The organism is Pseudarthrobacter leeuwenhoeki, from assembly GCF_055412885.1.
In genome coordinates this window covers 203,634-222,738 of sequence record NZ_JBVAYY010000008.1, presented here as the reverse complement: position 1 = coordinate 222,738, position 19,105 = coordinate 203,634, and the positions used below count along the sequence as shown (strand labels likewise).

At 65.6% G+C, this 19,105-nt stretch carries 17 protein-coding genes; 6 read left to right on the top strand and 11 right to left on the bottom strand.

Features of this window, described 5'->3' with window-relative positions; translation table 11 throughout:
* Positions 1-760: 760 nt before the first annotated feature.
* Both ACZYX4_RS09430 and ACZYX4_RS09425 read right to left on the bottom strand, forming a co-directional pair.
* A complete protein-coding gene (locus ACZYX4_RS09430; RefSeq protein ID WP_463875309.1) occupies positions 761-1,627 on the bottom strand; it encodes a hypothetical protein in 867 nt (288 codons plus the stop codon).
* Positions 1,590-1,976, bottom strand: coding sequence for a peptidase inhibitor family I36 protein (locus ACZYX4_RS09425; RefSeq protein ID WP_463875308.1), 387 nt, complete (start codon positions 1,974-1,976; stop codon positions 1,590-1,592). Before ACZYX4_RS09425 ends, ACZYX4_RS09430 begins: the two co-directional genes overlap by 38 nt.
* Positions 1,977-2,100: 124 nt before the next feature.
* On the opposite strand from ACZYX4_RS09425, the gene ACZYX4_RS09420 reads away from it, so the two are divergent.
* Positions 2,101-2,454, top strand: coding sequence for a hypothetical protein (locus tag ACZYX4_RS09420; protein ID WP_463875307.1), 354 nt, complete (start codon positions 2,101-2,103; stop codon positions 2,452-2,454).
* 47 nt (positions 2,455-2,501) lie between these two features.
* Here the strand turns inward: ACZYX4_RS09420 and ACZYX4_RS09415 are convergent, their stop codons facing one another.
* From ACZYX4_RS09415 to ACZYX4_RS09405, 3 genes are all read right to left on the bottom strand, one after another.
* Entirely contained in the window at positions 2,502-2,969 is a 468-nt protein-coding gene (locus tag ACZYX4_RS09415) for a DUF4158 domain-containing protein (RefSeq protein WP_463875306.1), read from the bottom strand.
* A 133-nt stretch (positions 2,970-3,102) separates the two neighbouring features.
* Positions 3,103-5,736 (bottom strand): aminopeptidase N, encoded by a 2,634-nt coding sequence (gene pepN, locus ACZYX4_RS09410; protein ID WP_463875305.1) that lies wholly within the window; start codon positions 5,734-5,736, stop codon positions 3,103-3,105.
* 4 nt (positions 5,737-5,740) lie between these two features.
* The gene (locus ACZYX4_RS09405) at positions 5,741-6,760 is read right to left on the bottom strand and encodes a YeiH family protein (protein WP_463875321.1); all 1,020 of its coding nucleotides are present in this window, start codon (positions 6,758-6,760) and stop codon (positions 5,741-5,743) included.
* Positions 6,761-6,964: 204 nt separating this feature from the next.
* Between ACZYX4_RS09405 and ACZYX4_RS09400 the strand changes: the two genes are divergently transcribed.
* The 3 genes from ACZYX4_RS09400 to ACZYX4_RS09390 all read left to right on the top strand — a co-directional run bounded on the left by ACZYX4_RS09400 (position 6,965) and on the right by ACZYX4_RS09390 (position 10,371).
* Entirely contained in the window at positions 6,965-8,521 is a 1,557-nt protein-coding gene (locus tag ACZYX4_RS09400; RefSeq protein WP_463875304.1) for a circularly permuted type 2 ATP-grasp protein, read from the top strand.
* A gap of 75 nt (positions 8,522-8,596) precedes the next feature.
* On the top strand, positions 8,597-9,523 hold the full coding sequence (locus tag ACZYX4_RS09395) for an alpha-E domain-containing protein (protein ID WP_463875303.1): 927 nt from the start codon (positions 8,597-8,599) through the stop codon (positions 9,521-9,523).
* Positions 9,520-10,371, top strand: coding sequence for a transglutaminase family protein (locus ACZYX4_RS09390; RefSeq protein WP_463875302.1), 852 nt, complete (start codon positions 9,520-9,522; stop codon positions 10,369-10,371). The genes ACZYX4_RS09395 and ACZYX4_RS09390 overlap by 4 nt, the downstream gene beginning before the upstream one ends.
* A gap of 95 nt (positions 10,372-10,466) precedes the next feature.
* On the opposite strand, the gene ACZYX4_RS09385 is transcribed toward ACZYX4_RS09390, so the two are convergent.
* Positions 10,467-10,955, bottom strand: coding sequence for a pyridoxamine 5'-phosphate oxidase family protein (locus ACZYX4_RS09385; protein WP_463875301.1), 489 nt, complete (start codon positions 10,953-10,955; stop codon positions 10,467-10,469).
* Positions 10,956-11,132: 177 nt separating this feature from the next.
* Here ACZYX4_RS09385 and ACZYX4_RS09380 point away from each other — a divergent pair, with 177 nt between their 5' ends.
* Positions 11,133-12,824, top strand: coding sequence for a sensor histidine kinase (locus tag ACZYX4_RS09380; RefSeq protein WP_463875300.1), 1,692 nt, complete (start codon positions 11,133-11,135; stop codon positions 12,822-12,824).
* A 27-nt stretch (positions 12,825-12,851) separates the two neighbouring features.
* Here ACZYX4_RS09380 and ACZYX4_RS09375 read toward each other — a convergent pair whose 3' ends face one another.
* Positions 12,852-13,580 (bottom strand): response regulator, encoded by a 729-nt coding sequence (locus ACZYX4_RS09375; RefSeq protein ID WP_463875299.1) that lies wholly within the window; start codon positions 13,578-13,580, stop codon positions 12,852-12,854.
* Between the two features lie 347 nt (positions 13,581-13,927).
* Between ACZYX4_RS09375 and ACZYX4_RS09370 the strand changes: the two genes are divergently transcribed.
* On the top strand, positions 13,928-14,380 hold the full coding sequence (locus ACZYX4_RS09370) for a universal stress protein (protein WP_463875298.1): 453 nt from the start codon (positions 13,928-13,930) through the stop codon (positions 14,378-14,380).
* A gap of 47 nt (positions 14,381-14,427) precedes the next feature.
* Here ACZYX4_RS09370 and ACZYX4_RS09365 read toward each other — a convergent pair whose 3' ends face one another.
* From ACZYX4_RS09365 to glgC, 4 genes are all read right to left on the bottom strand, one after another.
* Complete coding sequence (locus ACZYX4_RS09365; protein ID WP_463875297.1) at positions 14,428-14,898, bottom strand: pyridoxamine 5'-phosphate oxidase family protein; 471 nt, start codon at positions 14,896-14,898, stop codon at positions 14,428-14,430.
* A gap of 11 nt (positions 14,899-14,909) precedes the next feature.
* Positions 14,910-16,034: an IS630 family transposase gene (locus tag ACZYX4_RS09360; RefSeq protein WP_463875296.1), complete on the bottom strand. Its 1,125-nt coding sequence runs from the start codon at positions 16,032-16,034 to the stop codon at positions 14,910-14,912.
* Between the two features lie 101 nt (positions 16,035-16,135).
* On the bottom strand, positions 16,136-17,599 hold the full coding sequence (locus ACZYX4_RS09355; RefSeq protein ID WP_463875295.1) for an SDR family NAD(P)-dependent oxidoreductase: 1,464 nt from the start codon (positions 17,597-17,599) through the stop codon (positions 16,136-16,138).
* 69 nt (positions 17,600-17,668) lie between these two features.
* Positions 17,669-19,084 carry a glucose-1-phosphate adenylyltransferase gene (gene glgC, locus ACZYX4_RS09350; RefSeq protein ID WP_463875320.1) on the bottom strand — a complete coding sequence of 472 codons (1,416 nt, stop codon included), beginning with the start codon at positions 19,082-19,084 and terminating at the stop codon, positions 17,669-17,671.
* Positions 19,085-19,105 lie beyond the last annotated feature (21 nt).

Genomic DNA, 19,105 nt, shown 5'->3' with positions numbered 1-19,105 from the left:
AGCGGTGGCGGTACCGGCTCTTCGCGACCGCCGGGAAACTCATCACCCGCGCCCGGCAGACCCGGCTGCTGATCCCTGACACCGCGCCGGAAACCGGCACGATCACCACGCTCCTGGCCGCCATCGCCGGACTNGAACCGGACGGCCACCCCCTTCAACCCCAGCACAACCCATCGGAGACGTGGAACCCGACGCCCCAGCCGGCGACAACAGGCCCCGCCAGCACGCCCAAAACAACAAAATCAACCCGGGCGAGAATCACCCCGGGGCCCGGCAGCCAACCCGACCATCATGAAAAATCCGGGCTAGACAGTCCTGCAAGCTTGAGACGTCTGAGCCACTTTTACCCGGTTGAATATCCCTATACAAGGGAATTTCGAGGGCGAGGGCGAATACCGGACGATCGGAGACGGTGCCAATGAGAGCGCCGCTGGCGACCGTGGCACCAAGCGGCACGGCGGTTGCTGTCACTACCGCGCGCGCGGCTCCATCGGGGAGCGAAGCGTGAACTGTGTAGGTGTCACTCCCAATGACCTCGCCCTGAATTCTGATGCTCTCACTGACAGCACGGCTATCTACTACGGCATATACAGGGATTTGTTGATCCCGTGCATCGAGGACAGTCGCATCAGCGGACCGGACGAACGTACCGAGCCCGAACGCAGCAACTGCGATCACGATGCACCCAACAAGGAAGGCCCATGTACGACGGGGATGCGCTAGTCTGCCAAATGATTTCCGGTTCCCGGCCAGGGCTTCATCACCCACCGCTGGAGAGAACTTTCCGTGCAGCAGTGAGCGTCTCATCAACCTTGGTTCGGTACTCCCGGACTTCGCCTTCGTGGTTGTCGATGTACGACAGCTGTTGACGCGCTTCGAAGTCAGCAAGAGGTTGCACGCTGTCGTTCGTTTCCTTGCATCGGACATCCACGGCTGCGACTCTTAGCTGTTCCTCCCCAGCCTGCGGGAATTTGGGCACCATGAATTTTTCGTCCTTGTTCGGCGTGAGTCCCTCCGCCTCGACGCACTGGGACCAAGCCTTGAGCGCGTTCGCGAACTGTTCGCTTGCCAGTACCGCATCGAAGGATTCCTGCATTCCCTTATCCACCGGTGACATTTCGGAGGAGCTGTTGATTCCCATTATAGGAAACATCTGAACTTCGGACCTGCAAGAACGGAATGCTTTCCACCACTCATCGCCTAGGGCGTCCTCCTGGGCCGATAGCGCCTTCGCCTCTGAGGCTTCAGGGAGCTCGTAGCCGTTTGATTCAGCGTCGCGAACGGACCACAGCCCGTATCGTCTGTCTGGCAGGTTTGGTATCGCATCCCAGTCCTGCGCTGCCCTGGGGAACGTCCTGCCGCTCTTGGACAAGCATCGGTCAATCAGAATCGCGTTGGCGTGGGAGGCTTCCTTGACCTCCGACGCTGTCATCGCGTAAGCCTCCAAGGGGAGGACGATCTGGGCTGACTCCCGGTCAAGCCGGGCGCGGGCATCCGCATGGTCCTGCTGAGGGTTGGACCCGCAGCCGGAAAGAAAAATAGCGGCCGCGGCTGCTACCGCTGCGAGCCCGATCGGGAACCGGACCATCTCAGAAGGCGTAGATGTAAAGCGAACTGAAGGATTCATTCCTCCAGTCTGGCCACGTAAAGTAGCCAGCAGCGTTAGGAGACTGAGTCCAAACCGAGCCGCTGTATCCGGAGTTCGTCCACCATCCGATGGAGGTTGCCCTCTCGTTTGAAACAGATGAAAGGTTGTCGTTGTACCCAGCCAAATAGGAAGCGCTCGACGTCCAGTATCCAAAGGTTCCTGAATAGTTCCCGTCGAACCAGCCGCAGGCGCCGTTCGTCGGACACTGGCCTATGGAGGCGTTTGCCGGCGAGCTGATGGCAATGGTGGCCATTAATGCAGCGGCCGCGACACCCCCAGAAAAGGCAAGCCGATTTTTGACCGTAATGATTGGTGATTTAGCAAACATGAGTCCCCCCCTTGGACCTTGATGTGCACTGCAGATCATCAGGATCCACGACCAATATTCATGTTGCATCCCCCGATGGGCTAACCATAATTTCGGATAGCATAGGCGTCAATAGGAATCACCAATGAATTTAGTAAACTTGAGTATTTATAACGCCCACACGGAAGGCACATCAATGCAACCCGATCTCGGCCAGCATGCGGCCAATGAGCACGCCGCTGTTGCAAAAACCATGCTGCAAGCGGCTGAATCAGCATTGGCCGGTGAACCTGACGAGCACAGCTTGAAAATCGCGCTGGCACAGGCGCATGCAACTCTTGCCCTAGCACTCGAAACTCGTGCCGCCGCGTACGACACCCGCACAGCGGCGTACGTCACATACTTGGCGACGCTAATTAAGGACGGCTGCAGCGACAAGCAGCATGTCGCCCTTGTGGAGAAACTCGTGCGAGGCCGGCTGGGCTTCGAACCTTCCTGATGGCAGTCCCGAGCATGAAGTGTCGTTCCAAGCCGTTGTGTGGCTCTTCAGGATTGAGAGTGTAGTTTCGGTCTGAATCCGCCGGATTCGAGGAGTGATCTGGCGATGTAGGTCCACGCCTGCCGGTCCACCCACTCCAATAGCTCCGTCTCCATCGACGCGTAAGTGACGAAACCGTAGACCGCGATCTCCCACTGGTACTCGAACCGAGTCTGCTTCCGTTCCACGTACCGCTTCACACACGACGGATCGGCCACGCCGACCTGCACCGCAACAAAATCGACGACAGCGGTTGGAACATCCACAGGATCATCCAGGAAAGCACCCAGATGACGAACGGTCACAAGCTGGAGTCCGAACCCGAGCCGGTTGTGGTCGCCCCTCCGCTTCGCCACCAGCTCGCGATCCAAATCATCGAGGAAGAAAAACCGATCCAGCACCGACTGTTCCGGAGCTTCATGCGCATACCGCCCGTACGCCGACTCTTCGGCAGCCGTCAAATATTCACCAGCCATGCTCCCTCAACGATCGACGCTAGCAATCGTTGCGGTCGTATTGATCCTTAGCGCTACTTTTCCGCGGAATGGTCCTCGACCCCAAAGCCGGGCGATTGCCCCGCAACTGCCGTTCAGAGCCGCCAAAGGGCCGTTACGGAGCACTCGATAGGGGGTCCGCAGTCAGGGTCTGAGCCGTGAGGGAACGGTGCAGATGGCTGCGCTGTTCGATGATGATGCGGCGCAGCGCCCGCGGGGCGTCCGGGTGTTCGGCCAGCCAGTTGTCCGTCCGGACGATCACTGCGTGCGTATCCGGGTCGGCACCGTGCCCGTCCAGATCCTGCCCGGCCGGGTAGAGGCCACGGACGATCCTGCTGGCAATCTCAATACTGCGGCCGGCCCAAACCTGCTCCAGGCACTCGAAATAGCGGTCAACGAAACCGCCCAGCAGCGACGCCGGGGCGGTAGTGAAACCGGCGATGGTGGCGCTGAGCAGCTGGTTGGAGAGCGAGGTGCTGTTCACGGCCTCCTGCCAGGCCGCTTCCTTGACGGCCAGCTCGGGGCGTGCGGCGAGGGCCGTGGCGTGACCGGACTTGCCCGCGGCGGTATTGTCCCGCGCCAGCTCCTCATCCAGCTGCTCCCGGGTGGCCTGGCCGTTGGCGGCCAGCGCGTGCCACAGGTTCCAGCGCAGTTCGGCGTCGACGGCCAGGCCCTCGACGACGGTGCTGCCGTCCAGAATGCCGCGGACCAGGTCGAGGTAACCGGCGTCGAAGCGGCTCGTGGCGGCCAGGGTGCGTGCCCACGCCAGCTGCCGGTCCGAGCCCGGTTCGGCCCGCCGGAATTCGGCGGCCGCGGCGGCCAGGAATCCGTGCCGGATCTCGTCCCGCCGGGCCCTGTGCACGTAGCGCTCGATCGCCGTGGCGGCGTTTCCGAGCACGTTGAGCAGCACGCCGATGCCGGATTCGGCGGGGCCGAAGCGCTGCGCGGCGTCCACGTAGAGGGATGCCGGCGTGACGGCGTCGCGGGCCGAGTCCCAGAGGGCGGTCCAGCACAGGGCCCGGGCCATCGGATCACTGAGCGCGCCCAGCGAGGCCCGCACGGTGGCTTCGGAGCGCGGGTCCAGCCGGACCTTGGCATAGCTGAGGTCCTCGTCGTTGACCAGCAGCAGGGCCGGCCGCGCTTTCCCGGCCAGGGCCGTCACCTCGGTCCGGGTCCCGCTGACGTCGGTCTCGACGCTGCCGGTGCGGACCAGGGCGCCGGCGTCGTCCATCCCGTACAGGCCGATCCGGAGCCGGTGCGGCCGCGGCTCCTGCCGGCCCGTTGTCGGGTCCTCGGCGTCCTGGATGATGGTGACCGTGCCGAGGACGCCGCCGTGCTCCTCGATCTCGGTGGTGAGGGTGGAGATGCCGGAGGTCTGCAGCCATTGGCGGGCCCAGTCCGCGAGGTCCCGCCCGGAGGCGGCGCTGAGCGCGGCCAGCAGGTCCGCCAAAGTGGTGTTGCCGTAGGCGTGGTCCTTGAAGTACTGGCGCGAGCCGGCCACGAAGGCCTCGAAACCCACGTAGGCGACCAGCTGCTTGAGGACCGAGGCGCCCTTGGCGTAGGTGATGCCGTCGAAGTTTTGCTTGGCTGCCTCGAGGTCTGGGATGTCGGCGACGATCGGGTGGGTGGTTGGAAGCTGGTCCTGCATGTAGGCCCAGGCCTTGCGGTTGTTCGCGAAGTTCACCCAGGCCGTGGCCCAGTCCGTGGTGCGGTCCACGGCCAGGGTTCCCATGTAGTCCGCGAAGGACTCCTTGAGCCAGAGATCGTCCCACCACTGCATCGTGACGAGGTCGCCGAACCACATGTGCGCCATCTCGTGCAGCAGGGTGTTGGCGCGCGCCTGGTACTGCGAATCGGCGGCCCGTGAGGTGAAGACGTAGCTTTCCGTGAAGGTCACCAGCCCGGGGTTCTCCATCGCGCCGAGGTTGTATTCGGGCACGAAGGCCTGGTCGTACTTCCCCCACGGGTACGGGAAGTCGAAGAGCCCGTCGAAGAAGTCCAGGCCGTTCCGGGTGAGGGTGAAGAGGGCGTCGGGGTCCAAGGACGGCGCCATCGAGGCGCGGCAGTAGAGGGCCAGCGGCACCTCCAGACGGGTGCCGTCGTCGAGCGCCCTGCTCCAGGAGTCCTCGGCCTTGAAGTACGGGCCCGCCAGCACGGTCGTGATGTACGTGGACATCGCCTTCGTGGTGGCGAAATCCCAGCGGCTCGTGTCCGGGTCGCTGGTGAGGAGCGTGCGCTGGGTTTCGATGCCGTTCGAGGACACCTGCCAGGCCGAGGGTGCCATGACGTGGAAGGTGAATTCCGCCTTGAGGTCGGGCTGGTCGAAGTTGGCGAAGACCCGGCGGGCGTCGGCGGGCTCGTACTGCGTGTAGAGGTAGCACTGGCCGTCGGCCGGGTCGAAGAAGCGGTGCATGCCTTCCCCGGAGGTGCTGTAGAGCGCGGTGCCGGTGACGGTGACCTGGTTGTCAGCCTGGAGGTCCTCAAGCCGGATCCGGGAGCCGTCCACGACGTCGGCGACGCGGAGTTCCTTGCCGTTGAGGAGGACGCTGTGGACCTCGCTGCTGATGAAGTCCAGGAACGTCGAGGCCCTGGGTTCGCCCGCGGAGAAGCTGATCACACTGCGGCTCGGGTAGCCGGCGGCGTCCGGATCAGCGGCCTGCCGGACGTCCAGGGAGATGTCGTAACTGTGGGTGGTGATGAGGGCTGAGCGGGTTGCGGCTTCATCGCGGCGCAGGTTCTGGTTCGACACCCCGCTATCTAATCATGAGGAACGCGGCGCCCAGCCCCAGCCCGGCGATCAGGAGCCAGGACGCCAGCGCAGCCAGCAGGGCCCGAGCTCCGGTGTTCAGCAGCCCGCCCACCCGCACCGCCGAGCCGAGGCCGAAGAGCGCCATCCCCAGCAGCACGTCCTGGAGGACCGCGGCGGCGTCGAGGATCCCGGGGGAGAGCCAGCCCGTGGTGCGCAGGGCGGCCAGGGCGACGAAGCCGAGGACGAACAACGGGACGATCGGCGGGCGCTTCACGCCGGCTTCGGCGCCGGCGCCGCTGCGGTGGTGCAGCCCGGCGGCGGCGACCATGGGCGCCAGCAGGATCACCCGCGTGAGTTTGACGAGGACGGCGACGGCCAGCGCCGACGCGCCGGCGGTCTGCGCGGTGGCCACCACCTGGCCCACATCGTGCACCGAGGCCCCGGCCCAGGCCCCGAAGACTTCCGGGCTGAGCCCCAGCGGTTGGATCAACAGGGGCAGGACACCGATGGCCAGCGTGCCGCACAGGGTCACGAGGGCCACCGGCAGCACCGTGTCCTGCTGCCGGATCCGGCGCGCAGCAGCCATCGCCCCGATCGCGGAGGCCCCGCAGATGGAAAAGCCGGTGGCAATCAGCAGCGCAACCGGCGGCGGCAGCCGGAACAGCCGACTGATGCCGTAGGTTCCGGCGAACGCGGCCAGGACCACACCCGTGATCAGCAGCAGCGCGGCCCAGCCGAGTCCAAGCACATCGACGAGACTGACTTTCAGGCCCAGGACCACGATCCCGGCGCGCATCAGGTGCCTGCCGGCGAAATCCAGTCCCGGCCGGCCCGTGCCCGCGGTCCAGCCGGACAGCCCCGGGACATTCGCGGCAAGGAGTCCGAACGCCACGGCCAGCGTCATGGCCGGGAGCACCGGAACCATGCTGTGGCCGGCGAGGGCAAGCACGACGGCCGCCGCCGCGGACAGCAGACCCGGCAGCAGACCCGGCAGCAGGCGCGGCAACGGGTCAGCCTTGGGCAGCGGTTCGGGCGTAAGTGGTGGCACGTCTCCACCTTGACGCAACCGCCGGGAAAAGCCGTAACCGCCACGACGGCCGCCGCCGGAATCGCCCCGGCTGGCGGCCCGCGGACCGCGGCCACGCCCGGCCTTTTCGCGCTCCCGGACGCCACGCTCCAGCGGGCGCGCCGAAATGATTTCGTCACAAAAAGGTGATTGTCTAATCACATGTCTGACCTATTCCAGGATTACTCGGTAGCCGCCGAACGCTCCGGCGCCTACGACGAGATGTTTACCCCCGAGCAACTGCCCCGGCAGTCCTACGGGCAGGTTGCCGGAGCCCTGCGTGAACTCTCGCTGGCTGATGTCACCGCCCGCGCCGATTCGATGGCCCGGACCTTTCTGGACCGGGGTGTCACGTTCGACTTCGCGGGGGAGGAGCGGCCCTTCCCGCTCGACATCGTCCCCCGGGTCATCCCGGCCGATGAGTGGACCGTCCTGGAGAAGGGCGTGGCGCAGCGCGTCCGGGCCCTTGAAGCGTTCCTCAATGACGTCTACGACAAGATGACCGTGGTGGCCGACGGCGTCATCCCGCGCCAGCTCGTCACGACGAGCGCCCACTTCCACCGCCAGGTGCACGGTTTCGAGCCCGCCGGAGGCGTCCGCGTCCATATTTCCGGCATCGACGTTGTCCGCGACGCCGCCGGGACGTTCCGTGTCCTCGAGGACAATGTCCGTGTCCCCTCCGGTGTCAGTTACGTCCTGGAGAACCGCCGCGCGATGGCCAAGGGCCTGCCCGAAGCCTTCGGCCAGCAGCTCATCCGGCCGGTCGAAGAGTATCCCCGCCGGCTGCTGTCGGCCCTGCGCAAGACGGCGCCGACCGGCGTCGACGACCCTACCGTGGTGGTCCTGACCCCCGGCGTCTTCAACAGCGCCTACTTCGAGCACACGCTGCTCGCCGGCCTGATGGGCGTGGAACTCGTCGAAGGGCGGGACCTCATCTGCCGCGGCAACCGTGTCTACATGCGCACCACCGCCGGTGAACAGCGCGTGGACGTGATTTACAAACGCATCGACGACGAGTTCCTGGATCCGCTGCAGTTCCGCGCCGATTCCATGCTCGGCTGCCCGGGCCTGGTCAACGCGGCCCGCGCCGGCGGCGTCACCATCGCGAACGCCGTGGGCAACGGCGTCGCAGACGACAAGCTGGTCTACAGCTACGTCCCGGACCTGATCCGCTACTACCTCCATGAAGAACCCGTGATCGCCAACGTGGACACTTTCCGGCTGGAAGAAAAAGAAGCCCGGGAAGAGGTCCTGGACCGTCTGGCCGAACTGGTGGTCAAGCCCGTGGATGGTTCCGGCGGCAAGGGCCTGGTGATCGGACCGGATGCGACCAAGGACGAGCTCGAGGCCCTGCGCAAACGCGTCATCGCGGACCCCCGCGGCTGGATCGCGCAGCCGGTCCTGCAGCTGTCCACGGTTCCCACGCTCAGCGGGGACAAGTTCGGCCCTCGGCACGTGGACCTGCGCCCCTTCGCCGTCAACGACGGCGACGACGTCTGGGTCCTGCCCGGCGGCCTGACCCGGGTGGCGCTCAAGGAAGGCTCCCTGATCGTCAACTCCAGCCAGGGCGGAGGTTCCAAGGACACCTGGGTGCTCGCGGACTCCCCGGAGGTTCCGGTGGAGGCCCTGCCGCGCCCGGCCATCACGGTCCGCGATCGGGTCTCGGTCTGGCCCGTCGAGAGCAACTGGCGTGACAGCCAGAAGGAGCAGCAGCAGTGACCCGCGGCCCCGTGTCGATCATTGTTCCGCCGATCTGTTCTTTTGAGATTTCCGATGCGCTGGAGGTAACCGCGAATGCTTAGCCGTATCGCCGAGTCACTGTTTTGGATCGGCCGCTATGTGGAACGGGCTGACGGCACTGCCCGGATCCTCGACGTCCACCTTGAGCGGCTCAACCACCTGCCGATAGAGGAACAGCGCAGCGTGGCGCAGGAACTCCTCGCCGTCATGGGCGCCCGGGCGCAGAGCGAGGAGTTCGGCCTCCCCGAACTGCTGAACGCACTGGCGTACGACAAGCAGAGCGCCACGTCGATTGCCGGTTCCCTGGGCGCGGCGCGGGAGAACGCCCGGCGCGCCCGGGAAACCGTGTCGTCGGGGCTCTGGGAGAGCCTGAACACCACGTACTACGGGCTCAACCAGCACCGCAAGGACGTCGTCGGAACCTACCGCTTCTGCAACTGGGTGCTGGAACGCACGGCCATGGTCAGCGGCCTCGCGGACACCACGGTGAGCCACGACGAGAGCTGGCAGTTCCTGGTCCTGGGCCGGTCGCTGGAACGCGCTGACATGACCGCGCGGATGCTCTCCACCCGGGACGTCCTTTCCGCAGGCATGTCGTGGGTGAACATGCTCCGCTGCGCGGGCGCCTACGAGTCGTTCCTGCGGACCCGCCGTGCAGCATTCGGCGACCAGCACGCCGCCGAGTTCCTGCTGCTGGACCGGTTGTTCCCGCGGTCCATCGTGTACGCGCTGCGCGACGCCGACGAGTGCCTTGCGATGCTGGACCCCTCGGCCCAGCGCGTGGGTTTTATCAACGACGCCCGCCGGATTGTGGGCCAGGCCCGCACCTTCCTGGAGTTCCACCGCACCGATGACCTCATGTCGGAACTGCCGGAGCACATGGAGCGCGTGCAGAAGGCTGTCTCGCAGGCCTCGGACGCCATTTCCCGTAAGTACTTCAATCAGGCAGACGAACTGGCCTGGGTGGGAGAAGTTTCATGACCCGGCTGAGCATCATCCACAAGACGGCGTACAAATACAACAAACGCGTCACACTCTCCTACAACGAGGCCCGCATGACCCCGCTGACGGATCCCCAGCAGGTGGTGCTGGAGTCCTCCCTGAAGGTCTCGCCGTCCCAGGCCGCCCTGAGCAGCTACCGCGATTACTGGGGCACCCGCGTCACGGCCTTTGACATGCAGATGCCGCACGAGCACCTTGAGGTCCTGTCCACCACCACCGTCGAGGTGCACCGCTCGGAAAGGATCCCGGCGGAGGCTGACATCGTCGGCTGGGATCTCCTCGACACCCCGGAGACGCTCAACAAGTTCAGCGACTGGATCCCGCAGTCGCAGCTCACCGGGCCGGGCTCCGAAGTGCTCGGGGTCGTTCCCGGCGTCGTCCAGGGCTGTAACCCGCACGAGGCCGCCCTGGCGGTTTTTGACTGGATGCGCGGGGAAATGACCTACATGTTGGGCTCCACCGGCGTCACCACGAACGCCGAGGAGGCCTGGAACCAGCGCCAGGGCGTCTGCCAGGACCTGGCGCACCTGGCCATCGGCGCGCTGCGCAGCCGGGGCATCCCCGCCCGGTACGTGTCCGGCTACCTGCACCCGCGGTCGACGGCGGAACTAGGCGAGACGGTCGCCGGCCAGTCGCACGCGTGGCTGGAATGGTGGGACGGCGAATGGCGCAGCTGGGACCCCACCAACCACAAACCGGCCGGCGACTTCCACGTGACCGTGGCGAGGGGCCGTGACTACCGCGATGTGCCCCCGCTCAAGGGAATCCTGTCCGGCGGCGGCGGCTCCGCCCTCAGCGTGAGCGTGGAGATCACCCGCCTGGCGTGATGCCCGGAGCCGGCCCCGCGATGCGCTATCAGCTGCAGCGGTTCTGAGGCCTCAGAACCGCATTGTCTGGTAGCGCATCGGGGCCGCCACAGGGATTATTCGAGTCCGGAGCGGGTGGCGTCATCCAGCGGCGTCCACCAGGTCAACGGCGGGACCACCTTGAAGCGGCGTCCCGTGACGGTATCCGGGGTGATCCTGACGAAGCGCTCCTTCTTGCCGGCCTGCCACGGGAACAGCAGCAGCCCCACGGTGTCCAGGACCTCCTGCTGGTTCTGCACCGGCGCCGCCTGTCCTTTGAGCACCACACTCCAGGCGATGCCGCTGTCGGCATCCACGCCGTCGGCCTCTACCGCCACCGGGGTGTCGGACGTGGCCGCCTGGAGTTTGGTGCCGTCCGCCGTGCGGAACACCAGGGTGCCGTGATCCACCTTGTAATTGATCGGGAAAATATCGGGATGGTCGTCCACCCAGACCGCGAGCCTGCCCACGCTGACGCCGCGTAACAAACGCCAGCATTCGTGGGGATCGAGGTTCTCAACTTCGGGTGCCTGCGGGGTTTTTCCCGGCTTCGGATCAGTACTCATGGCCGCGAGCTTACGCTGGTCACGCGGCCACGGGGTAGGGGAAAAGGTCACAATCCGAAGCAATATCCTCCAACGTCGGGGGCCTTTGCTGCCGCTTCGGGGTATTCTGGCATCACTATCGTCAGTGCGGACGATCGTTGTGTGTTGTATCGAATTGGGGCTATGAGCATGCATTCCATGAGGGAACGACCAGACCAGACCGCCAGTGAGCCACAACCCATGATCGACGGTGTCATGAAGGGGTTCGTTTCCAGGGCCGAGGAACTGCTCCAATCCCAGGAACGGATGGCCGGGCTGCTGGAGGCAGTCGTGGCCGTTGCCGAGGACCTCAGCCTCGATGCTGTGCTCGAACGCGTGGCGCAGTCCGCCTGCCGATTGCTTCATGCCCGCTATGGCGCCCTGGGCGTCATCGGCGACGACGGCGCGCTCAGCCACTTCATCACAGTCGGCATCGACCAGGAGACGGCCCACCGGATCGGGCCCCTTCCGACCGGCCACGGAGTCCTGGGCCTTCTGATTTCCGAACCGCGGCCCCTTCGGCTTCATGACCTGCGAAACCATCCGGTATCCTCCGGCTTCCCGGCGAACCATCCTCCCATGAAGTCCTTTCTTGGCGTCCCCGTGCGGGTACGGGACGTGGTCTTCGGGAACCTCTATCTGACGGAAAAAGAAGACGGCAGCGACTTCACGGCCGAGGACGAGGGCCTGGCCGTGGCTCTGGCGGCAGCTGCGGGGGTCGCCATTGAGAATGCCCGTCTTTACGACGACGCCCGGCGCCGGGCCCGCTGGCTGGAAGCCTGCATGGACGTCTCCGGGCTGATGCTCAGCAGCGACCGGGACTACACCTCCTGCGGGCTGGACCCCATCGCGAGCCGGGCTTTGCAGGAGTCCGGGTCGCAGCTGGCCCTGCTGGTCGCGCCCGACACCGACGGCCGCGGCCATATCGTCGCGGGAGCCGCTGGAAAACGCAGTCTGCAGTTCTCCGGCCGTTCGCTGAGGCTCGATTCACCGTTGCTGGAAAGTGTCCTGGACGGCGGCGAGCCCGTGGTGCTTGAGGACGCCTCCGCCCTTTTCGACGAGATCGACGCCGGGATCACCGGCCCGCTGCTGGCAGTGGCCCTGAGCACCCAGGGAGCGCACCACGGGCTCCTGCTGCTGATCCGGGACCCGAACGCGCTGCGCTACACCCGAACGGACATCGAGATGGGGGCCGTCTTCGGGTCCCACGTTGCCCTCGCCCTGGAGCTCGCCCGGGTTCACAGGCTCCGCGAGGAGCTGCTGGTCTTCACCGACCGGGACCGGATCGCCCGCGACCTGCACGACCTCGTGATCCAGCGGGTGTTCGCGGCCGGCCTCAGCGTCCAGAGCCTGGCCCGTTTCACCAAGGATGAGCTTGCCACCGAGCGGATCCGCAATATCACCGGCGAGCTTGACGAAGCGATCCGAAGCCTGCGGGACACCATCTACTCGCTCAAGAGCAGCAGCGGCGAAATGGAACTGCTCAGCGGACGTATCCGGCGGGTAACGCGCAGCTCGGCGAAGTCCATGCCGTTCACGCCGCGCCTGATCATCACTGGCCCCGTGGATGCCGTCACCCCGGACAAGGCCGACAACGTTGTAGCCGTGGTCTCGGAGGGGCTCAGCAACGCCATCAGGCATTCCGGCGCGGACACCATTTCGGTTTCGGTGGGTGTGGTCAAGAGCCGGGTGACGGTGGTCATCACGGACAACGGAGCCGGCTTCGCGGAACCCGAGAAACGCCGGGGACTTGCCAACCTGGAAGACCGCGCCCGGATGCTGGACGGCGAATGCACCATTACCAGCGCGCCGGACGCCGGCACGAGCCTTGAATGGTCGGTGCCGCTCTAGCCGCAGGCGCGGCCGTCACGACGTCAGCTAGCGCACACCATGCGGGCGGCTGGTTTGGGCATGGCCTCCGGGCGGTGCCGCTGAGGAGGGCCCGGCTATGAACACAGCGGCCTGGGTCCGGCGTTCGAAGCCCAGCTTGGCCAGTAGGGACGAAACGTAGTTCTTGACTGTCTTCTCCGCGAGGAACATTTCCGCAGCTATCTGGCGGTTCGTGAGCCCGCCGCCCACCAGTTCCAGGACCCGGCGCTCCTGGGGCGTGAGGGATGATGTCCGGGGGTCCACCTCTTCGGAATCGACAATGCTGTCAACGATGCCGGCGGCGACCCCTTCCGCGAAGAGCGACTCGCCGGTGGCCGCCCGGCGCAGTGCCCCGATCAGGTCGGTGCCGCCGATTTCCTTGAGAACATAGCCGCTGGCGCCGGCCAGTACGGCGCCGCGCAGGGCCTGCTCGTCATCGAAGCTGGTCAGGATGATGCAGTTCAGCGACGGGTCGACCGAGCGCACGTCCCGGCAGACCTCAATGCCGGTCCCGTCCGGCAGCCGGGCATCGAGGACACTGACGTCCGGATGGAGGGCGGGAATGCGGCGGGTCGCCTCGACGGCGGAACCCGAACTCCCGACCACCAGGAAGCCCTCACCCTCAAGGAGCTCCTGAAGTCCGCGCCTGACGAGTTCGTGGTCATCCAGGATGAAAACACGGATGACGGCGGGAGGCCCGTCGGGTGCAGTGAGACCTGCGTCTGCCCAGGCAATCATAATTCTCCTGTCCGGCGGCTTGCGCTGCCATGAATGGTGCGGTGCTCCCCAGCCTGTTTTTCGCAGATGGCGCCTGCGGGTCGTGCCTGGTGAATCCATTGTCGCTGACCCAGGTGCCGCCGTTGCCGTCGGCGCCTGGTCCCCGTTTTTACATTGTCCACTCCGGGAGCCGGCTCTCCGTCCCCGGCGACTACAATTCTTCTCCGGGCCACGGGCCCCGGCAAGGGTCATTGGTCCTGCCGGACCGGCCGGCGTCGGTCCCCGATGACTTTTCGGCCCTGGCTGCCTCCTTGGCCCGCACGGCACTATAGGCTGGACGCGACAGCCGTACGACGAAGGGATCTGCCATGACCGAAGCCAGGGACATCCGGACCATTGTGGTGGGGGTTGATGGTTCCGAAGCGTCGGTGGAGGCCCTTCGCCAGGCCCAGAGCCTCGCCGTGCCGTTCTCGGCGACGCTGGTGGCGCTGGCCAGTTGGGACGTCCCTCCGGTGTACGACGGTTACGTCGCCATCGGAATCGACGACTTCGACGTCCGTGCCGCGGAAATCCTGCAGGAGACGGTGGAGAAGGCATTCGGGGCGGATACCCCGGCCAACGTCGAGCCACGCCTCGTGCAGGGACACCCCCGGCACAGCCTCATCGAGGCCAGCCGCGACGCCGACCTGGTGGTGGTGGGACGCCGCGGACACGGAGGGTTCGGGGGACTGCTGATCGGGTCCGTGAGCTCCGCGCTGGTGGCGCATGCCCACTGCCCCGTCCTGGTCGTCCATGCCCCCGACGTGAAGGCCGCCAAGTAGGGCCAGCCCGGCCTCCTGATCAAAAGGTGCCCAAATCGAAGGGTGCCCTATTCGAAGGAGTCCCGGCGGGGATCGGAGAGCCGTGTGCTCCACAGGTCCGGCCGGTTGACCGTGAACCGGCGCCCGGTCAGGGCCTTTGGGGACAGCCGCACGTAATAGTCCTTGTCTCCAGGCTGCCACGGCTCAAGCAAGCGGGCGTCGACGCTTTCCTTCTCCTGCTGGCTTTCGATCAGTTCTCCTTCACCGCGGGCAACAACGCTCCACGCCTGCTGTTCGTGGGAGTCGTAGCCATCGATTTCGAAGGCGATGGGTTTGGCCGTCATCGCCGCCCACAGTTTGGTGCCCCCGGAGGTGCGGAACACGATAGAGCGGCGCTCAAGGGCGAAGTTCACCGGAAAAATCTCCGGATGCCCGTCCACGATCAGGGCGATCCGCCCCACGACCTCCGTGTCCAGCAGCATCCAGCACTGGTCGATGGACAGTCCGAAATGGGGCGCAGGCGTCGTCTCTGTGTTCATGTGGACCCATACTACGTACTGTGCCGGAACCGCACTAGTGGTGTGTCTGAGTTTTGCTTGACGGCTTGGAGTGCGACGCGGCCGCGGGCGACTTTTTCGAGGATTGATTCCGCTGTTGCGGTCCAGACCAAGGGCTTGGGCTCATTGTTGTGGGCGGCGAGGTAGCCCTCGATCGCCGCGATCAGGTCCGGGACTGAGTGGAATGCTCCGCGCCGCAGGGCCTTGTCGGTCAACTCCCGGAACCACCGCTCGACCAGGTTCAGCCAGGACGATGAGGTCGGGGTGAAATGCAGGTGGAACCTTGGATGTTTTTCCAGCCAGGCCCTGACGTTGGCGTGTTTGTGTGTTGCGTAGTTGTCGAGGATCAGGTGCACGGCCAGTCCGTCCGGGACTTCCTTCTCGAGTGTTTTCAGGAACGTTAGGAACTCGTTGTGACGGTGCTTGGGAAGGCATGAACCGATGACTTTTCCGCTGGCCACGTCCAGGGCGGCGAACAGGGTCGTGGTGCCGTTGCGCTTGCAGTCATGGGTCATCGTTTCGCCCCGGTCCTTCTTCATCGGCAGCGAAGGCTGGGTATGGTCAAGGGCCTGGATCGAGGACTTCTCATCCATGCACCACACGATCGCCTGCTCCGGCGGGTTCAGATACAGGCCCACCACATCGATGAGTTTCTCCTCGAACCGCGGATCGGTCGAAAGTTTGAACGCTTCGACCCGGTGCGGCTTCAGCCCGCGGGCGGCCCAGATCCGCTGCACCTGCGCCGGGGACACCCCGACCTTCGCCGCCATCGTCCGAACCGACCAGTGCGTATGCCCGTCCGGCTTCGAGTTCCGCGTCAAATCAACGATTTCATCGATCGTTGACTGCGGAATCACCGGCTTGCGGCCCCGGCCTGCACGAACCACCCCCAGTTTCGCCAGGCCCTCTTCCTCGAACCGGGCCCGCCATGACCTCACCGTCCCCGGGCTCGTCCCCGCTACCTTCGCAATCGACTCATTGGCCAGCCCCTCCGCGGCCATCAACAAGACCTGTGCGCGCTGCACCTCACGATGGGACGCCGTCTGGGACTTCGACAACACCTCCAACGCCGCACGCTGACCATCGGAGACCACCAAAGCAGGAGCTGGATTCGACATACTCCCAGCTTAACGAAACTCTCAGAGATTATTTTGGAGACACACCACGAGAGCCATTAGGCCCGTAGCACCCACCGGCGGGCTCTGCTCCGGGCCGGGGCCTACCAGGGGCTCGGCTTGTAGTCCTTCAGGAAGACACCGAACTGGTCCTCGCCCGACTCGCCCATGACGATCGGGTCGTAGACCCGGGCGGCCCCGTCGACGAGGTCCAGAGGAGCGTGGAAACCCTCCTCCATCAGACGGACCTTGGTGTAGTGCGGGCGCTCATCCGTGATCCAGCCGGTGTCCACGGCCGTCATCAGGATGCCGTCCTCGTCCAGCATTTCCTGGGCGCTGGTCCGGGTCATCATGTTCAGCGCCGCTTTGGCCATATTGGTGTGCGGATGGCCGGGACCCTTATAGGCGCGGGAGAACTGGCCTTCCATGGCGCTGACGTTCACGATGTACTTCCGCTGCGCTGTGGAACGCTTCATCGCCCTGCGGAGCCGGCTGACCAGCAGGAACGGAGCGGTGACGTTGCACAGCTGGACTTCGAGCATTTCGAGGGGATCCACCTCGTCCACTACCTGGGTCCAGCTGTTGATGCTGGCCAGGTCGGGAACCAGGCCGCCGGCGTCGATGGCGGTGCCGGAGGCGATGCGCTCCAGCGAGGCCGAACCGGTGGACAGCGCCAGCGAGGTGATCGCGTCCCCGGCCAGCACCGGGTGCTCCAGGACGGTGCTGGCCAGGGCCAGCGGGTGCTTGTCATGGGCATGGCCGAAGGTCACCAGTTCCGGACCGCCGTTAGCCGCCTGGAGGGCTGCGGGGAGGGGCTCGTCCTCGGCGTCGACCAGCGGCTGGTACGCATTTCCCGAGCGGCGCACGGTCTGGGCGGCGTTGTTGATGATGATGTCGAGCGGACCGGCGGCGTCGAGGGAGTCGGTCAGCGCCATCACCTGCGAGGGGTCGCGCAGGTCAATGCCGACGATCCGCAGCCGGTGCAACCACTCGCCGCTGTCTTCCATCGCGGCGAAGCGCCGCACGGCGTCCTTGGGAAAGCGGGTGGTGATGGTGGTGTGGGCGCCGTCGCGGAGCAGCCGCAACGCGATGTACATGCCGATCTTGGCCCGGCCGCCGGTCAGGAGGGCGCGGCGTCCGCTCAGGTCCGTCCGGGCGTCGCGCTTGCTGTGGCTGAAACCGGCGCATTCCGGGCAGAGCTGGTGGTAGAAGGCATCCACCTGGGTGAAGTGCTGCTTGCAGATGTAGCACGGCCTGGACTTGATCAGGTGCCCGGCGATGCTCCCTGTGGTGGAGGAGGCGAGCTTGTTGCCGCGCGTTTCGTCGTCGATCCGGTCCGGGGCCGCCGTCGCCGTCTGGGCGATCACGGCGCGGTCGGCTTCGGCGATCACATCCCGCTTGCTGACCCGGCGGTGGCGCTTGACGGCCTTGAACATCTTGCCGGTGGCGCGGCGCACCGAAACGTAGTCCGGGTGCTCCTCGTCGTAAACGTGGATGCTGTTCAGGACCTTCAGGCAGGCCTGTATTTCTTCGGGAGTCAGATCGGAGGGCAAATCGGAGGAGCTCATTGCCCCAATTTTACAGCCTGCGGGGAGCCCGGCCCGACGCCGGGGCCGGACTCCCGCCGGAGTTCAGGCTCAGGGGGCGTTGACTGACCGCGGAGCCGTGACCCCGACGGCGGCCGCCTGGACTTCCGCCGCCTTGTCCACGGATTCCCGCAGGGCGGGCCAGTGCTCCGTGGCGGCCTTGACCGCGTCCGGCACCCGGATCAGGTTGGCGGCCGACAGTGCGCGCTCCTGCTCGCCGGGCTCCGGGACGAGCTGTCCCTTGGACAGGACGGTGATGCCCGAGTCGGTGACCTTGAAGCCGCGGGCCCGGTCCAGTTCGGCGTCGAGTCCGATTGCGGCGCCCGCCGGGACCTTGACGTTCTTATCGATGATGGCCCGCTTGACGACGGCGCCTTCACCAATGTTGACCTTGTCCATCAGTACGGAGTCGAGGACCCGGCTGGAGGTGCTGACGTAGACGTCGTTGGAAAGCACGGAGCCTTCCACGATGCCGCCGGAGATCACGGTGCCGCTGGCAACGATCGAATCCAGGGCCGTGCCGACCGTGTTTTTCTGGCCGCGGACGAATTTGGCCGGCGGGGAGATGCTCTGCCGCGTGTAGATCGGCCATTCCGAGTTGTAGAGGTTGAACACCGGCACGGGCGAGATGAGGTCCATGTGCGCGTCGTAGAACGAGTCGATGGTGCCGACGTCCCGCCAGTAGGTGCGGTCGCGTTCGGTGGAGCCGGGGATCTGGTTCAGGGTGAAGTCGTAGACACCGGCCTCGCCCTTGTCGACGAAGTAGGGAATAATGTCCCCGCCCATGTCGTGCTTGGTGTCCAGGCGTTCGGCGTCGACATGCAGGGCCTCGACGAGGGCGTCGGCGTCGAAGACGTAGTTGCCCATGGACGCGAGGAACTGGCTGGGGTCGGCGGCCAGCCCCGGAGTGGAGGACGGCTTCTCGACGAAGGCGGCGATCTTCTCCGGGTTGTCCTGGTCCACTTCGATCACACCGAACTGGTCGGCCATGTGCAGCGGCTGGCGGACGGCCGCGACGGTGGCCTTCGCGCCGCTGGCGACGTGCTGGTCAACCATCTGGGCGAAGTCCATCCGGTAGACGTGGTCGGCGCCCACGACGACGACGATGTCCGGGTTGGAGTCGTGGATGAGGTTCAGGGACTGGTAGATGGCGTTGGCGCTGCCAAGGAACCAGCTCTTGCCCACGCGCTGCTGCGCCGGGACCGAGGCGATGTAGTTGCCCAGCTGCGTGGACATCCGCCAGGTTTCGGAAATATGGCGGTCCAGGCTGTGCGACTTGTACTGCGTCAGAACGACGATCTGCAGATAGCGGGAGTTGACCAGGTTGGACAACGCAAAGTCAATGAGCCGGTAACTTCCAGCGAACGGGACGCCGGGTTTGGCCCGGTCCGCCGTTAGCGGCATAAGCCGGTTTCCCTCGCCACCTGCGAGGACAATGGCCAAGACTTTCTTATTCGGCATGGTGATCGCTCCTGAACGCCGTTGTAC

Bases quoted from the DNA above. Each gene is read 5' to 3' on its own strand.
- ACZYX4_RS09370 (WP_463875298.1), top strand. From the start codon at position 13,928: ATGACCGAAGCCAGGGACATCCGGACCATTGTGGTGGGGGTTGATGGT.
- ACZYX4_RS09385 (WP_463875301.1), bottom strand. From the start codon at position 10,955: ATGAGTACTGATCCGAAGCCGGGAAAAACCCCGCAGGCACCCGAAGTT.
- ACZYX4_RS09365 (WP_463875297.1), bottom strand. From the start codon at position 14,898: ATGAACACAGAGACGACGCCTGCGCCCCATTTCGGACTGTCCATCGAC.
- ACZYX4_RS09415 (WP_463875306.1), bottom strand. From the start codon at position 2,969: ATGGCTGGTGAATATTTGACGGCTGCCGAAGAGTCGGCGTACGGGCGG.
- ACZYX4_RS09425 (WP_463875308.1), bottom strand. From the start codon at position 1,976: ATGTTTGCTAAATCACCAATCATTACGGTCAAAAATCGGCTTGCCTTT.
- ACZYX4_RS09360 (WP_463875296.1), bottom strand. From the start codon at position 16,034: ATGTCGAATCCAGCTCCTGCTTTGGTGGTCTCCGATGGTCAGCGTGCG.
- ACZYX4_RS09375 (WP_463875299.1), bottom strand. From the start codon at position 13,580: ATGATTGCCTGGGCAGACGCAGGTCTCACTGCACCCGACGGGCCTCCC.
- ACZYX4_RS09430 (WP_463875309.1), bottom strand. From the start codon at position 1,627: ATGAATCCTTCAGTTCGCTTTACATCTACGCCTTCTGAGATGGTCCGG.
- ACZYX4_RS09355 (WP_463875295.1), bottom strand. From the start codon at position 17,599: ATGAGCTCCTCCGATTTGCCCTCCGATCTGACTCCCGAAGAAATACAG.
- ACZYX4_RS09395 (WP_463875303.1), top strand. From the start codon at position 8,597: ATGCTTAGCCGTATCGCCGAGTCACTGTTTTGGATCGGCCGCTATGTG.
- ACZYX4_RS09390 (WP_463875302.1), top strand. From the start codon at position 9,520: ATGACCCGGCTGAGCATCATCCACAAGACGGCGTACAAATACAACAAA.
- ACZYX4_RS09380 (WP_463875300.1), top strand. From the start codon at position 11,133: ATGAGGGAACGACCAGACCAGACCGCCAGTGAGCCACAACCCATGATC.
- ACZYX4_RS09400 (WP_463875304.1), top strand. From the start codon at position 6,965: ATGTCTGACCTATTCCAGGATTACTCGGTAGCCGCCGAACGCTCCGGC.
- ACZYX4_RS09420 (WP_463875307.1), top strand. From the start codon at position 2,101: ATGAATTTAGTAAACTTGAGTATTTATAACGCCCACACGGAAGGCACA.